At 47.6% G+C, this 15,679-nt stretch carries 16 protein-coding genes and 1 pseudogene; all 17 read left to right on the plus strand.

Going from position 1 to position 15,679, the window contains the following annotated elements; translation table 11 throughout:
- Positions 1–499 precede the first annotated feature (499 nt).
- The 17 genes and pseudogenes from GPL15_RS13985 to GPL15_RS14055 all read left to right on the plus strand — a co-directional run bounded on the left by GPL15_RS13985 (position 500) and on the right by GPL15_RS14055 (position 15,577).
- Positions 500–715 carry a ferrous iron transport protein A gene (locus tag GPL15_RS13985; RefSeq protein WP_215699295.1) on the plus strand — a complete coding sequence of 72 codons (216 nt, stop codon included), beginning with the start codon at positions 500–502 and terminating at the stop codon, positions 713–715.
- An 11-nt stretch (positions 716–726) separates the two neighbouring features.
- Positions 727–945, plus strand: a complete 219-nt coding sequence (locus tag GPL15_RS13990; protein ID WP_215699296.1) for a FeoA family protein — start codon at positions 727–729, stop codon at positions 943–945.
- An 86-nt stretch (positions 946–1,031) separates the two neighbouring features.
- Complete coding sequence (gene feoB / locus GPL15_RS13995; protein ID WP_215699297.1) at positions 1,032–3,083, plus strand: ferrous iron transport protein B; 2,052 nt, start codon at positions 1,032–1,034, stop codon at positions 3,081–3,083.
- Between the two features lie 26 nt (positions 3,084–3,109).
- Positions 3,110–3,451, plus strand: a complete 342-nt coding sequence (locus tag GPL15_RS14000; RefSeq protein WP_215699298.1) for a transcriptional repressor — start codon at positions 3,110–3,112, stop codon at positions 3,449–3,451.
- A 138-nt stretch (positions 3,452–3,589) separates the two neighbouring features.
- Positions 3,590–3,946: a metal-dependent transcriptional regulator gene (locus tag GPL15_RS14005; RefSeq protein ID WP_215699299.1), complete on the plus strand. Its 357-nt coding sequence runs from the start codon at positions 3,590–3,592 to the stop codon at positions 3,944–3,946.
- Positions 3,947–4,084: 138 nt separating this feature from the next.
- Positions 4,085–5,227, plus strand: a complete 1,143-nt coding sequence (locus GPL15_RS14010) for a CobW family GTP-binding protein (RefSeq protein WP_215699300.1) — start codon at positions 4,085–4,087, stop codon at positions 5,225–5,227.
- Positions 5,228–5,229: 2 nt separating this feature from the next.
- Positions 5,230–6,177, plus strand: a complete 948-nt coding sequence (locus tag GPL15_RS14015) for a GTP-binding protein (protein WP_215699301.1) — start codon at positions 5,230–5,232, stop codon at positions 6,175–6,177.
- A 493-nt stretch (positions 6,178–6,670) separates the two neighbouring features.
- Positions 6,671–6,766 (plus strand): annotated as a pseudogene (locus GPL15_RS14020) (helix-turn-helix transcriptional regulator); the annotation flags it as partial.
- A 572-nt stretch (positions 6,767–7,338) separates the two neighbouring features.
- Positions 7,339–7,512: a phosphatase PAP2 family protein gene (locus GPL15_RS28030; RefSeq protein WP_346344977.1), complete on the plus strand. Its 174-nt coding sequence runs from the start codon at positions 7,339–7,341 to the stop codon at positions 7,510–7,512.
- Positions 7,509–7,742 carry a DUF6783 domain-containing protein gene (locus GPL15_RS28035; RefSeq protein WP_346344978.1) on the plus strand — a complete coding sequence of 78 codons (234 nt, stop codon included), beginning with the start codon at positions 7,509–7,511 and terminating at the stop codon, positions 7,740–7,742. The genes GPL15_RS28030 and GPL15_RS28035 overlap by 4 nt, the downstream gene beginning before the upstream one ends.
- 129 nt (positions 7,743–7,871) lie before the next feature.
- Complete coding sequence (locus GPL15_RS14030) at positions 7,872–8,456, plus strand: RraA family protein (RefSeq protein ID WP_215699302.1); 585 nt, start codon at positions 7,872–7,874, stop codon at positions 8,454–8,456.
- A gap of 45 nt (positions 8,457–8,501) precedes the next feature.
- Positions 8,502–8,669, plus strand: coding sequence for a DUF6783 domain-containing protein (locus tag GPL15_RS28040; protein WP_346344979.1), 168 nt, complete (start codon positions 8,502–8,504; stop codon positions 8,667–8,669).
- A 168-nt stretch (positions 8,670–8,837) separates the two neighbouring features.
- Positions 8,838–10,004 carry an isocitrate/isopropylmalate family dehydrogenase gene (locus GPL15_RS14035; protein WP_215699303.1) on the plus strand — a complete coding sequence of 389 codons (1,167 nt, stop codon included), beginning with the start codon at positions 8,838–8,840 and terminating at the stop codon, positions 10,002–10,004.
- 22 nt (positions 10,005–10,026) lie between these two features.
- Positions 10,027–12,276 carry a hydratase gene (locus GPL15_RS14040; RefSeq protein ID WP_215699304.1) on the plus strand — a complete coding sequence of 750 codons (2,250 nt, stop codon included), beginning with the start codon at positions 10,027–10,029 and terminating at the stop codon, positions 12,274–12,276.
- 5 nt (positions 12,277–12,281) lie between these two features.
- Positions 12,282–13,160: a LysR family transcriptional regulator gene (locus GPL15_RS14045; protein ID WP_215699305.1), complete on the plus strand. Its 879-nt coding sequence runs from the start codon at positions 12,282–12,284 to the stop codon at positions 13,158–13,160.
- A 209-nt stretch (positions 13,161–13,369) separates the two neighbouring features.
- Positions 13,370–14,689, plus strand: a complete 1,320-nt coding sequence (locus GPL15_RS14050) for a 2-hydroxycarboxylate transporter family protein (RefSeq protein ID WP_215699306.1) — start codon at positions 13,370–13,372, stop codon at positions 14,687–14,689.
- 18 nt (positions 14,690–14,707) lie between these two features.
- The gene (locus GPL15_RS14055; RefSeq protein WP_215699307.1) at positions 14,708–15,577 is read left to right on the plus strand and encodes an alpha/beta hydrolase; all 870 of its coding nucleotides are present in this window, start codon (positions 14,708–14,710) and stop codon (positions 15,575–15,577) included.
- Positions 15,578–15,679: the final 102 nt, after the last annotated feature.

A 15,679-nucleotide genomic window follows, 5' to 3' on the forward strand; every position in this document is an offset into this window, starting at 1 on the left:
CGGGACGGTCCGAACAGTATAATCTACGCCTGTGGAGCTGGCATAAGACCTGCTAACAGAGAGGCAATCGGCATTGAGGCAGGAAGCTCGTGACTTCAGTCGTGAGAGCAAGTTCACGTTCAATTAAATGCGCTGGGGGCTGAAGGCTGGGAATTGGTTCAACGCGTGGATGGTTTCTTTTTCTTAAAAAGGGAGGTGTGAAAAATAATCCTTATGGCTTATTTTTACATCCAACTTTGTACCGGAGCCACAAAGTGAATCGCAGCTGAGAATCTGAAATTCTCAGTATGCAGATCAGCCGAATCGCTGCCGTACAGGCAGTTCCATCCATTTTTGGAACCAATTCCCTATCCATAATTCTCCAATTTGCTCTTAAAAGCGCCCTTTTGAGAAAAAAACATCAATAAAAAGTATTGACAAAAACAGAAAGTTAGCGTATGATAACCTAGAAAATGATAATCAATATCAAATTAATGATCTCATTAAAGGAGCGATGATTATGCCGTTAGCTATGGTTTTAAGAGGAGAAACGAAAAAAATAACCGGGTTTCGCGGTCAGGAGGACATGAAGAGGCATCTTCAGGATCTTGGTTTTATTCCTGGAGAAGCGGTCAGAGTCGTTGGTGAGAATGCCGGCGGAATGATTTTAATAGTGAAAGGCGTAAAAATCGCTTTGAATAAGGCATTAGCCAATAAGATTATTGTGGAAGACTAGGAGGACATGGGATGACGCTGAGAGATTTAAAGCCGGGCCAGCAGGGATGTGTTGCTTCCATCGGAGCAACGGGCCCGATGAAGCGGAGAATTATGGATATGGGAGTAACTCCGGGGATTGAGATTAAAGTAGTAAAGGTAGCTCCGTTAGGAGATCCGATTGAAGTCAATGTCAGGGGCTATGAACTGAGCCTTCGTAAAGAAGAGGCCCAGCAGATAGTATTAAAATAATGTCTGTAGTTGTGATTTTGAGTTAGCTTAAACTAACTAATTAGCGCCCTCAGACAGACGGCAAAAGGGGCGGACTGGAGGAAGAAATGAGTATAACAATCGCGTTAGCAGGTAATCCAAACTGCGGAAAGACAACATTATTCAACGAGATTACAGGTTCAAAACAGCATGTGGGCAACTGGCCCGGAGTTACGGTGGACAAAAAGGACGGGGTATATAAAAAGAATAAAGAAGTCACCATTCTGGATCTTCCCGGAACCTATTCGCTATCGCCCTATTCGGCGGAAGAGATTGTGGCCAGGGATTACATAGTAAAAGAAAAACCGGATGCGGTAATCAATATTGTGGATGGAACCAGCATAGAGCGCAACTTGTATTTAACGCTTCAAATCATGGAGACCCGCATCCCTATGGTAGTAGCGCTAAATATGATGGATGAGGTCACCGCCAAAGGAGATAAGATTGACTGCGAAAAGCTTTCCAAAACCCTGGGCATCCCGGTAGTACCGATTGTGGCCCGTTCAGGAAAAGGGCTTCATGAGCTGATGGACGCAGCGGTTCAGGTGGCGAAGTCGGGGCATAAACCGGAAAAATTAGAACTTTTTGACGTTGAGTTAGCCAATGCTATCGATTCGATCGCCGACATTCTGGGCGGTACGGATTCAGATGAGAATAATTGGAAGGCCATTAAACTGGTTGAAAATGATGAAGTGGTGGGAAAAACCGTCCCCCAGGATAAAATGTCATCCATTGAAACCCTTGTAAAAGCGGCCAATAAAAATGCGGATGGCGACGCGGAAGCGAAAATAGCGGATTACCGCTATCAGTACATTTCCCAGGTGGTGAATTCCTGTGTGAAAAGAGGGCATCGTTCCAATCAGGAAACGAAATCCGATAAGCTGGATAAGATATTGACCAACCGCATTTTGGCGCTGCCTATTTTCGCAGGCGTTATGTATCTGCTTTTCGCCTGTACGTTCAGTGAAAACTTTCTGTTTATCGAAGGCCTTCCCAGTCCGGGAGTATGGCTGGCAGGCGTTGTGGAGGAGCTTTGGGGCGCCTTAACCGGAATATTGGAAACCGGACTTGAAGCAGCAGGCGCATCTGAATGGGCATTTTCCTTAGTGATCGACGGCGTGATGGAAGGGATCGGAGCTGTGGCCGGATTCCTGCCGCTGGTGCTGGTATTATTTCTGCTCCTTTCATTTTTGGAGGACAGCGGTTATATGGCCCGGGTTGCGTTCGTTATGGACCGGATTTTCCGCCATTTTGGATTATCTGGCCGTTCCTTCATCCCTATGCTGATGGGATTTGGCTGTTCTGTTCCGGCTCTCATGGCTTCCAGAACGCTGGAGAGCGACAAAGACCGCAAGATCACCATGATGATCACGCCGTTTATGTCATGCGGCGCAAAACTTCCGATTTATGCCATGTTTGCCGTCACCCTGTTTGCGGACAATAATCAGACGGCCATTGTATTTTCGGTTTATATGCTGGGGATTGCGGTTGCCATTCTCAGCGCGCTGATTTTAAACAAATTTGCATTTAAAAGCGATACATCCAACTTCATTATGGAACTTCCCCAGTACCGGATTCCTACCTTAAAGAGTGTGCTCATTCACGCATGGGAAAAGGTAAAAGGGTTTGCGGTGAAGGCGGGCACCATCATTTTTGCGTCTACGGTGCTGATCTGGCTGTTGTCCAATTTCAATTTCAGCGGCATGTGCGATATGGAGGAAAGTTTCCTGGCTTCCATGGGAAATGCGATCAAATGGATATTCCTTCCTCTTGGTTTTGCGGATTGGAGAGCGTCTGTGGGCGTGGTAACCGGCTGGATCGCAAAAGAGAATATCGTGGCCACCTTCGGCCAGCTCTTCGGCGGTGTCAGTGAAGAGACGGTAGAAGCGGTTATGGCGGGGGAACAGGCCCTTCCTGCGATTTCAGAAGTATTTACGAAAGTTTCCGCCTATTCTTATATGGCATTTAACCTGCTTTGCATGCCCTGCTTCGCGGCAGTGGGCGCAATCCGCCGGGAGATGGGTTCCTGGAAATGGACCCTCCGAACCGTTGGATTCCAGATGCTGACCGCATATATCGTGGCATTGCTTATAAATGTAATCGGCAATTTAATATTTTAAAGAGTTAAAAAGGGAGGACCTTATCAATGAATCCGACACGGGCACTTACAAAAGAGGAAAAGAAATCATTTATTATACGGACATTAAAACAGAACGGCTGCAGGATCACAAACCAGAGACGGCTGCTCATCGATATTATCCTGGAAGACGAGTGCTGCTGCTGTAAGGAAATGTATTACCAGGCATTGGAGAAAGATCCGACCATAGGGATGGCCACCGTCTACCGGATGGTGAAAACGCTGGAGGAAACCGGATTAATCCACCGCAAAAATATGTACCGGATATCCTGTGAATACGCGGACCGGTGCGAGGATCCCTGTGCCAGCCAATACGGCAAATCCCCCAGGGAGAAATACGCCAGCGCCTGAAGCATTTTGGTAACAGTTCAGTCCTGTCTGAACTGTTACGCATTTTGCAATCCAGAGGGCGGCTGATGAAAAGAGGGCTGGACGAAAAGGGTAATTTCGTATATGATAGAAGGAAGTAGTTCTATGGGAGGTTGCGTCATGTACGAATCAGGAGAAAATTATCTGGAGACTATACTGATGTTGAAGGAGAAGAATGGCTCAGTCAGGTCGATTGATATTGCCAGAGAGTTGAATTTCAGTAAACCCAGTGTCAGCCGCGCCGTGGGAATTCTGAAGGAAGACGGGTTTATCACCATGGAACATGGCGGAGAGATTGAGCTGACAGAATCCGGGCGGGAAAAGGCGGAGAGCATTTATGAGCGCCACAGGCTTTTGACCGCGTTTCTTCAGAAGGTTTCAGGGGTGTCTGAGGAGAGGGCGGAAGAGGACGCCTGTAAGATGGAACATATTATTAGTGATGAGGTGTTTCAGGGGATAAAAAAGTTTATGAAGTGAGATCTTTTTTTTAACATCAAGGGTGAAGGCATTTTCGAAAATGCCTTCACCCTTGATGTTAAAAATTGACTTTTTGATTAGTTTGTGACAAAATAGGATAACATAGAAATAAAGTAGAAAAGAAGGTAATGATTCACCATGACTAAGATTGATATTATCTCCGGTTTCCTGGGAGCCGGAAAAACAACATTTATCAAAAAATTACTGGAAGAAGCGATTGCCGGAGAACAGGTTGTGTTGATTGAGAATGAATTCGGCGAGATCGGCATAGACGGCGGCTTTTTGAAGAATTCGGGAATTGAGATCCGGGAAATGAACTCGGGATGTATCTGCTGCTCCTTAGTTGGGGATTTTGGAAAATCACTGGAAGAGGTGTTGGTTAAGTACAAGCCGGAACGGGTGATCATCGAACCGTCGGGCGTGGGAAAATTATCAGACGTTATGAAGGCTGTCCGCGATGTGGCGGCCAATCTGGACGTGGTTTTAAACAGCGCAGTCACCATTGTGGATGCGGCCAAATGCAAGATGTATATGAAAAATTTTGGAGAATTTTTCAATAATCAGATTGAAAATGCGGGAACCATCGTTCTCAGCAGAACGGATGTGGCTGACGCGAAGAAAGTCCAGATGGACGTGGAACTCATAAGAGAGCATAATCAGAAAGCCACAATCGTTACCACGCCGTGCAGCCAGTTGAGCGGAGCGCAGTTGTTGGAATTGATTGAAAAACCGGATACAATGGAAGAGGAGCTTTTAAAGGAAGTGGAACATGCGCATCATCACCATGACCATGGAGAGGAATGCGGCTGTGATCATGACCCTCATGAGCATCACCATGATCATGAGGAGGAGTGCGGCTGTGATCACGACCATCACGACCACCACCACGGCCATGAGGAAGAGTGCGGCTGCGGCCATGACCACCACGACCACCATCACGATCACGGAGAAGAATGCGGCTGCGGCTGTCATGATCACGATCACCACCATCACCATGCAGATGAAGTTTTCACAAGCTGGGGCATGGAAACCATCATTCCCTGTGATAAGGAAGGGCTGACAGAGATACTGGAAGACCTGGCCTATGATAATAAATACGGCGATGTGCTTCGTGCTAAGGGAATGCTGCCCAGCGGAAAACCGGGAGAATGGCTGTATTTTGACCTGGTGCCGGAAGAATATGAGATCAGGGAAGGCGAACCGGATTATACGGGCAGGGTTTGTGTGATCGGCGCTAATTTAAAGGAAGATGAGCTGAATAAAGCATTTGGCAGGAGTTAATTATGGGACCTATGATTGATGATGATATAATGCCGGTTTTTTTAATCAACGGTTTTTTAGAGGCCGGCAAGACGGAATTTCTCACGTTTACCATGGAACAGGAATATTTCCAGACAGAGGGAAAAACCCTTCTCATTGTGTGTGAGGAAGGGGATACGGAATATGACGAGGAATTATTGAAAAGCACGAACACTTCCATCGTTTATGCCGACAGTTTAGAGGATATAAATCCGGAACGTCTGCTGGAGTTAGAGCTGTTATATAACCCGGAACGGGTTTTGATCGAATGGAATGGGATGTGGAATCAGGATGATTTAAAGATTCCAAAAGACTGGACTATTTACCAGCAGATTACGATTATAGATATGTCCACTTTTGACTTATATGTTAAGAACATGAAACCTCTTCTGTCCGCCATGGTGCGGAACAGTGAACTGATTATCTGCAACCGCTGCGACGGAATTGAGGATCTGGAAAGCTACAAGAGAATGTTGAAATCCATGAATACCAAATGTGACATTGTGTTCGAAGATGAAGAGGGTGAGATCGAAGAGATTTCAGAATCCGATCTGCCTTATGACCTCACTGCCGATGTGGTGCAGATTTCTCCGGAAGCATACGGAATCTGGTACATCGACTGTATGGACAAACCCGACCGGTATGTGGGAAAAACGGTGGAGTTTACAGCCATGGTGCTGAAATCCCCCAATTTTCCAAAGAATTACTTCGTTCCGGGCCGTATGGCCATGACCTGCTGTGCGGATGATATGACATTTTTAGGCTATATCTGCAAAGCCAGAGAGGCGAGGAACTTAGAGACCAAACAGTGGGTGACTGTGAGGGCGAAAGTGGCCTTGGAATACTGGCAGGATTACGAGGGAGAAGGGCCGGTGCTGTATGCGGAATCTGTGGTTCCGGCAGAGCCGATTAAGGAAGTGGTTCAGTTTTAAAATAGGGCCGGGAATAATCGGATGAACCAGAATATTATTAGTATGATAAAAAGCCGTTTGACAAAAACCGTGATACAGAAAAGGTGAATGTCAGACGGCTTCATTCATTTGTATCAGCATCCTTATTGATGGTTCTTCTGACAGAGCGGATTGCAGGTTTAAAATATTTTGGCCAAAAGCGTATGGCATTGGGATTGGCTGTTTCAAAACTTACATGAAGATAGGGTCTCCCTTTCTCATGGTGTTCATTTGAGGAGTTTGCAAATTCCATCAGTGTATCTATATCATTTGCAGAAGCCAACGATATTTGGTAATCGGATTTCGCTTTATGCCCGGTCGCGCGGGCCGGCTGGCAGGCATCTATGACATATGATCCCAAGCTTCGCCTATTGTTAATATACGTCTACCTGTATATGATATGAATCATGAGTATTAAGCACGCAGAAAAGCCAATTGACCGCCAGGAAGAAACTCAAGGGAATTTAACGAAAAACTGCAGCAGCTCAGAGCTGGGAAAAACCTGACGCAGGAACAGCTTGCAGAGCAATTATATGTATCAAGAACAGCAAGTTCAAAATGGGAAAGCGGGGGTTCCCATAGTTAAGGATATACAACCACAACTTACGCTTACCTTGCCTGTGGCAATACAGCCCGGAAGGCTGATAATAAGAAAAGGCGATATGCTTCCCGCTAAGGGATAGCGTATCGCCTTTTCTTGTGGGGCATCAAAAGGGGGCAGCGCCCTTTTTTGCACACGACTTTGCGGAGCAAAGTGTAGTGTGTTACACGCTCTGTCAGCGCTGCCGCGAAAATGCCGTTGCACCGGGGCGGGCAGCGACATTTTGAAGCAGCAGGAAAGCGGGCGAGATTTGCAACTGATAAGGAGAAAATCGCCGGCCGTTTTCATAAGCCGGCAGGGCGACTGTAATTCTCTAGTATCTAGGGCCATTTCTGCATATAATTGGGGAGAATTAAGACCGTTGATGTACAGTCCATTGGGCCGGAGCAGCCCTCGGTGCGTTTTACTTTATCGTAATTGCCTGTTATGTTTTCTTTGAATTTAAAATCGTCAATTACAGGCCGGTTATCCTCCCTTAAAGTTTAGAAGCCTCTTACCCATCCTCACATACAATGATTGTAATTTGTATCTTGGTTACGGCGATGTTCCAGTTTAATCATTATCTGCGTGACAAGAAAACGCGGCTGTGGACAGCAAATATAGTTTCTGTTCTAATTATCATGGCAACCGTGATTGGGAGGCTGATATCGGGAGTCCATTGGTTTACTGACATTGTGGCGGGCATTTTACTTTCATCAGCGCTAGAGCGTGTTTGAAAATTCATTTCCGTCATCTGCACGCCCCACTTTGCGGCATATTTGGACCAAATTCAGGTTACATAGCCCGCTATGCGCCCTTCATTTGGCCCAAATCTCCCACAAACTGTGACGCACAGCTGCCAGAAAGCAATTTTCAAACACGTTCTAGTTTCCCTATACTGTTCCGCTTTAAGATGTGCAGAGGAGAAGCGCAGCGGAGAATTATGAAACGACGGCATTTAAAATAATAGATAATAAATATAGATAACATGTCTTTGACGGCTCATGCTGATTCGGTTATAGTGGAATAAAATGGATGGCTGCTGGCCTAAAAACGCTGTCCTTTTATAAAAATACAAAATGATTGGAGAATATTTATGTACGGTTACAGAATTAATGAAGAGATAAAAAGACCGGAGAAAGAGCTTTTAAAACAGTTTGAGCCGTTTACAACGGCTGATCTGTGTGATGGCTGCGTCATTTTTGACGCCATGGATTATCAGATTAAACCCTATATTACAACAAAAAAGATCATCGGCCCGGCGGTTACGGTGAAAGTGCCTTCCGGGGAAGGAGATATTGTGGTAAAAGCGATCCAATTGGCCCGGGAAGGGGATATTATCGTCATTGCAGGCCATGGAAACTGCGCCAGTTCCTATTGGGGGGACAAGCGGAGTGAAATGGCTCAGAAATCAGGCGTGGCGGGAGTTGTGGTAGACGGTGCGTTCCGGGATTTTGAGGGATGTATGGAAGTTGGGCTGTCCATTTTTGCAAAGGGGCTGACCAGCGGAGCTGCGGTTAAATCGGGTAAGGGAGAGATCAATGTGCCGGTTAGCTGCGGCGGAGTGGTGGTCAATCCGGGGGATATCATTGTCGGGGACGTCAACGGCGTCTGTGTGATTCCGCAGGAGTATGCCCAGGAAATCATAGAGAATACGAAAAAGAAGCTGGGGCTTGTTTGAAGATTTATTCCCTCCATAAAGTAATTTCCAAAAACATGCTCTAGAGTGTGTTTGAAAATTCATTTCCGCCATCTGCGCGTCCCACTTTGCGGTATATTTGCCCCGAATTCAGGTTACATAGCCCGCTATGCGCCCTTCATTCGGGACAAATCTCCCACAAACTGTGATGCACAGCTGACAGAAAGCAATTTTCAAACACACTCTAGGGTATAAATGCTCCTCGCCCATGATGTCCCCGGTCCTCCTGCAAATCAAATAAAAATATATGCTTATTTACGCATATAAAGTATATAAAATTATGTATTTTTATTTATGAATAAAAAAGAGTACAATGATTTTAAGAATAACAGACATTTATTATAATTTGAGGAGGATTAATGTATGAAAAACATCAAAGCGGCACAGGAAAAATTCGGCCAACTGATTCAGTCGGAATATGCCAGAATTGAGCGGATGAAAGCGGACAGGGAAATCACTGATTTTTCCAAACTGGATGAGATTGTGGTGGGAATACTGCCGGGAGACGGAATCGGCCCGATCATTATGGAACAGGCCCTGCGGGTATTAAAGAACCTGATGGAAGAAGAGATCAGCACTGGGAAATTAAAGCTCCGCGTGATTGACGGAATGACCATTGAGAACCGGGCGGCCAAACTTCAGAGCCTGCCGGATGAAGTGTTTGAACAGGTGAAACAGTGCAATGTGATCGTCAAAGGCCCTATGGTGACCCCGAGAGCTTCCGATCCCTGGCCCAATCTTGTCAGCGCCAACAGCCTGCTGAGACGGGGACTGGAGCTGTTTGCAGCCGTAAGGCCCATTAAAATACCGGACAAGGGAATCGACTGGACCTTCTTCCGGGAAAACATTGAAGGGGAATACATATGGGGAAATAAGGGCATTCAGGTCAATGACGATTTAGCCATTGACTTCAAGGTTCAGACCAAACAGGGCAGCGAGAGAATTGCCAGGGCTGCATTTGAATTTGCCCGTAAAAATGGCAAAAAAAATGTTACCATCGTCACAAAAGCCAATATCGTGAAGCTGGCCGACGGCAATTTCATAAAGGAAGTCCGCAGAGTGGGAGAGGAATATCCTGAAATTGAGATACAGGAACGGCTGGTGGACGCCATGTGCGCCAAGATGCTGGATCCGGAATTCAATGCAGGCATCGAAGTGGTGGTGCTGCCAAACCTTTACGGGGATATTGTCACCGACATAGCGGCCGAGCACCAGGGCGGCTTAGGAACCGCTTCTTCCTCCAATATCGGCAACAAATATGCTATGTTTGAGGCCATTCACGGAACCGCTCCCTACTTAATGGAACACGGACGGGGCGAATATGCGGACCCGTGCAGCCTGATCCGGGCCATGGGCATGATGATGGCTCATATCGGATATGGGGACAGGAAGGAACTGCTGGATGAAGCACTTGACATCTGTACCCTGACGGAGCGGAAAGTTGTTCTGACCACGCTCAAAGAAGATGCCAGCGCGGCGGAATTTACCGATTATCTGCTGGATACCATTGATGTGTTAAAGAAGAAGTAGGACGGGACAGGTGAGGAGTAGTATGATAAAGCTAACAGATCACGGCGTATTTCTGACGCCCGATGGACAGTTGGCAAAAGGCTGTGATATATTAAAAGAAGACGCTGTAAAGAATACCATGGCATATTCCATTTTAAAGGCCCACAACCAGAGCGGCAGCATGGAGCAGCTTTGTCTCAAATTTGACGCCCTGGTTTCTCCTGACAATAACTATGTGAATATCCTGCAGACCGCCAGGGCCGGAGGCCTTACAAAATTCCCGGTTCCCTATGTGCTTTCCAACTGCCACCACACCTTATGTGCTGTCGGCGGCACCATCAATGAAGATGACCATGTATTCGGGCTGGGCAATGCGAGGAAGTACGGAGGCATTTTCGTGCCCCCTTACCGGGCTGTGCTCCACCAGTATATGAGGGAAATGATGGCAGGCGCGGGGAAGATGATCCTGGGCTCCGACAGCCATACCCGCTATGGGGGCCTGGGCACCATGGGGATCGGAGAAGGCGGCGGAGAGGTGGTAAAACAGCTCCTGTCCAAAACCTATGATATGAAAATGCCTCCGGTAGTGGCTGTGAAGCTGACCGGTTCTCCCAAACCTGGCGTAGGGCCTCAGGACGTGGCCCTGGCGCTGATCGGCGCCACATTTAAAAATGGATTTGTGAAAAATAAAGTGCTGGAATTCCTGGGAGAAGGCATACATGGTCTCAGTGTGGAATACCGGATGGGAATTGACGTCATGACTACGGAAAGCGCCGCTCTCAGCAGCATTTGGTGCACAGACGGGAAGGTAAAGGACTATCTGTCCATGCATGGAAGGGAATCCGATTACAGGGAGATGAAGCCTTCGGGCACAGCTTATTATGACGCTATGATCGAGATCGATTTGTCTTCCATCGAATGTATGATGGCTCTTCCATTTCACCCAAGCAATGTATGCTCCATCCGGGAATTTAAGGAAAATCCGGAAAAATATCTGCAAAAAGCAGAAGAAGAGGGGCAGAAGATCAAGGGGAATTCCGGCAAAAAGTTTGAGCTCATGAACAAACTGAAAGACGGGAATCTCCAGATAGACCAGGCCCTTGTCAGCGGATGCAGCGGAGGTATGTTTGAAAATATAGCCGCCATGGCGGACATCCTCCGGGGCTGCGCTATCAATGGAAACCAGCCGGGGCTGGGCATTAATCCGGCCAGCCAGCCCGTGTACCTGGATCTGACAGAAAAGGGGATTGCGGGCGAGCTGACGGTAGCGGGCGCGGTTTTGCGGCCTGCCATCTGCGGCCCCTGTTTCGGAGTGACTGATGTGCCTGCGGACAACCAGTTGAGCATCCGTCATACCACCAGAAATTACCCCAACCGGGAGGGCTCCAAACCGGGGCAGAACCAGATGGCGGCAGTCATTTTGATGGATGCCCGTTCCATTGCGGCTACCATCAGAAACGGCGGAGCGCTGACAGCAGCTTCAGAGCTGGATGTTACATACAGGAATCCACAGTATCATTTTAATCCTGAGATTTATAAAAACCAGGTGTTTGATCATTTCGGCAAAGGAAATCCAGAGGAAAAACTCCAGATGGGGCCCAATATCGCGGACTGGCCTGAAATGTATCCCTTAACCAGGCATTTGCTGTTAAAAACGGCCGGGGCCTACGAAGGATCAGTCACAACCGATGAACTGATCCCTTCCGGAGACGCCTCCTCTTACCGCTCCAACCCGGAAAAAATATCGGAATACATGATGATGAGCCGGGATCCCGGATATGTAAAACGGGCCAAGGAAATCCGGGAAATGGACCGTTTAAGAAGGCAGGGAAACCCGTCCGTGGATCCGGCCTGTCACAAGCTCCTTGCAAAGATCTGCGGGGAAACCGGCTGCGGCGTATCGGACATTACCATTGGAAGCCTGATGGCCGGAACCCAGATCGGGGACGGTTCTTCCCGGGAACAGGCGGCCAGCTGCCAGAAAGTGCTGGGCGGATATGCCAATCTGGCAAATGAATACGCCACCAAACGATACCGCTCCAACCTGATCAACTGGGGAATACTGCCCCTTTTAACAGAAGAACGGATCGGAGTTGAAAATGGAGACTGGCTGTTAATCAAAGATGTGGCCTCTGCGGTGGAATCCGGGGCCAAAACCATTACGGCAGAACTGCTGGATTCTGAAACCGGAACTGTTAAGGGCAGTGTCAACTGCACCCTGGGAGAATTGACGAAAGACGAGAGAATGATCCTCCTGGCCGGATGCCTGATCAACTTTTATGGAGAAAAATAAAATTTATGACGCTTTTACAATTGAACTATTTTTGCAGGGCATATGAGGCGGGCAGCGTAACAAAAGCTGCCCAGGAACTGTTTGTCACCCAGCCAACAATATCTTCCGCCATACGGGAACTGGAGAAAGAATATGGCTGTAATCTGCTGGACAGAAACGGCAAGGGCATGGTTCTCACGGAAATGGGCAGAATTTTCTATCAGCAGGCGTCCCTGCTGTTAAATTACGCAGAAGATTTTTCTAAACAAATGCATGAGGCAGCCGACCAGACCAGGTATGTAAAGCTGGGCCTCACCCGGTCCGTGGGTTCCAACGTATATGCGGAATTTTTTGCCCACTGTGTATTCCAGTATCCCGATATGAATGTGGTGACAAAGCCCGGGGCGTCGGTGGTGCTGTTTGAGGAATTGAGACGTCAGCATCTGGATCTCATCATCGTGCCCAGGCAGGAGGATGAAGATTTCAGCGATCTGGAGGCAATAGAACTGAAAAAGACCAATATGCTGGTCTGCATGTCCAAACATCACCCTTTGGCGGATAAAAAAAGCCTTACCGTCCCCATGATCCTGAACGAAAAAATGGTTTCCACCATCAATGATGACAACAAAACCAAGGTGCTCAACCGTCTGTACGCAGAATACGGGGCCGTACCCAACATAATAGAGCGTTATGACCAGCTAAATCTGGCTGTTAATATGATACTCAACAATGTGGCCATCGGATTTTTCCCGGAAGAGGGTGTGATGCGCTACAATGGAATTGTGGGAATTCCTCTGGAAGAAGAGGCTGAAATCGAGGTGCTGCTGGTCTGGAACAAGGCCGCGAAGAAGAAGCCCGAGGTCAGAAAGTTCATAAAAAGCATTAGAGAATTTTATGCGGGATAAAAATGTGATTTCCGCATCTGCCTGTATGTTGTGAGAAAATTCAGGGGATGCGGAAATTTTTTTTCGCTAAAAACCATAAAATTTTTTTATGAACCGTAAATTTGATTAATTTTACAAAAGGGCCGTTATCACGTAACATGAAGATATCAACCGTTCGCCGGCGCGGATTGGAAAAATACATTTAGGGGAAAATGAAGGAGGTATTTGTTATGGGACGTGAAAGGGAGAAAATTGGCCCGAACATGAAGATTGAGGGAGTTCCGTTAAAGATGTTTCTGATCTTTTCGGTGATTGTGCTGGCAGCCATGGCCACAGGGGGCCTGGGAACGGATATGCTTTCCATTTTGTCAATGCTCTTTGTTCTGGGCGGCATTTGTTTTTTTGTGGGAGAGCGGATTCCGATCTTTAACACCTGGATCGGCGGGGGAAGCATGCTGTCCATGATGCTGCCGTCATTTCTCGTATACCGTGGGATTATCACTGAGAAATATGTGGAAGGCGTTACCCTGTTTTTTGATACGGCAGGTTACCAGACCATGTTTATCTGTATATTGATGGCATGTGCATTTGTGATTATAGACAGGGATACTTTGATTCAGTCAATTGTGAGATACATACCTACCATTCTTGCGGGCGTGGCAGGAGCGGCCGTCCTGGGCTGTATTGTGGGAGTGGCGCTTGGAAATACCATTCCGGAATTGGTGACATATTATGTTCTGCCGATCATGGGAGGCGGAAATGGGGCCGGAGCCATTCCTATGAGCCAGATTTATGAGGCAGCCACAGGGAACAGCAAAGATACCTATTATGCGGTCGCGGTCGCCATCCTCACCATTGCCAACATCATCTGCATCATCATGGGAGCTGTTTTAAATGGCGTGGGCAACAAATTCCCGTCATTGACAGGGGATAAAAAAGAAATCATGAGAAACGGCAGAAGAGCGGAAAAGGATAAAGACACAAAACTGCCTGAACCCACTCTGGAACATACGGCGGTTGGATTTCTGGTTATCGGCATCGTTTACATTCTGTCCGTATTGATGGCTAAGGTGGTGCTTCCCAGGATCGGAACCGTACAGATTCACCAGTACGTATATTTTGTAATATTTTTCATATTGGTTAACGTAACAGGCATCCTTCCAGCTGAATACCGGGCGGGAATCAAACGGATCCAGGCGTTTATGGTAGGAAAATTATCAGTGGCCGCATTTCCGGCAGTGGGCATTTCCCTCCTGAATTTCGGTGAGTTTGTGAGCGCGATCAACATTGAGACGCTGATTATCAGCCTGGCCGTTGTGCTGGGAGCGGTTATCGGCAGCGCGGGAGCCGGTTATTTCCTGGGCTTTTACCCAATCGACGCGGCTATCACCGCAGGGCTTTGTATGGCAAACCGGGGCGGCGGCGGAGACGTGGTTGTTCTGGGTGCGGCAGACCGGCTGGACCTCATGTCTTATGCAGCCATTTCGTCCAGAATCGGCGGCGGTTTGGTGCTGTTGATAGCTGGTATCGCGTTCAGTTTATTATTATAGAGGAAGGGTAAAGAGATTATGAATGATTTAGAAAGAATCAGAAATGAAGCGGTGGGCCAGGAGATCGATGAAGAACTTCTGAAACAGTACCCGGTGAAGGAACAGCGGGAACTTGAAATTCCGACCCGGCATGGCTCTGTGAAGGCCTACCTGTACCGTCCTTTTTCTGAACATGAAAAACTTCCGCTGATGATCAACTTTCATGGCGGCGGGTTTGTAAAAGGTTACCGGGGAAGGGACTTCGCATTTTCCAGGATTCTTGCCATTGGCTGTGAGGCGGTTGTGCTGGATGTGGATTACAAGACGGCTCCGGAATATCGTTATCCATATGCCATAGAAGAAGGTTATGATTTGGTATGCTATGTTTATGAACACTGTGAAGAATGGGATGTGGAACTGGACCGGATCGCATTTTCCGGCCAGAGCGCGGGTGCGAATATCGCGACTGCCATCACATTTATGCTAAAAGAAAGCGGGAAAATGCTCCCTAAGTTTGTGAGCGCCTCCTACCCACCCTATGACCTCTATAAAGATCCGGCGGATAAATGGATCACGGACAGTGAAGAGGCCAGGAAGAATTATGAAACCGGACGGCTGTATAATGACTGGTATATAGATAAAGAGCGCAGAAAAGAACTATGGGCGTCCCCCGTTTATGCGGATGTCAAACAACTGCAGGGTCTGCCTCATTTCCTGATCATATGCGCCAAGGAAGACCCCCTAAACCGGGAAGCCCTGGAGTTTGCCAAAATGCTGATGGAAGCGGGTGTCACGGTCACGGTAAAACGTGTGCCTGGAGCGAAACATGGATTTTTAGTGCGGAGGACCCAAGGGTATGAGATGGCGGAGGCGCTGATCTTTGGGGTGGCTAGGCAGTATTTTAAGTAAATTGGGATTTAAGTGAGAAAGATACGCAGGAAAGCGGGACGAGGGGACGGACTGGATGTTTGGATGGGGGCGGGCCCAGGGGAATCCTTCGGGGATGAAAAC

It is taken from the genome of Clostridium sp. MCC353 (assembly GCF_018785315.1).
GTDB lineage: Bacteria > Bacillota > Clostridia > Lachnospirales > Lachnospiraceae > CHH4-2.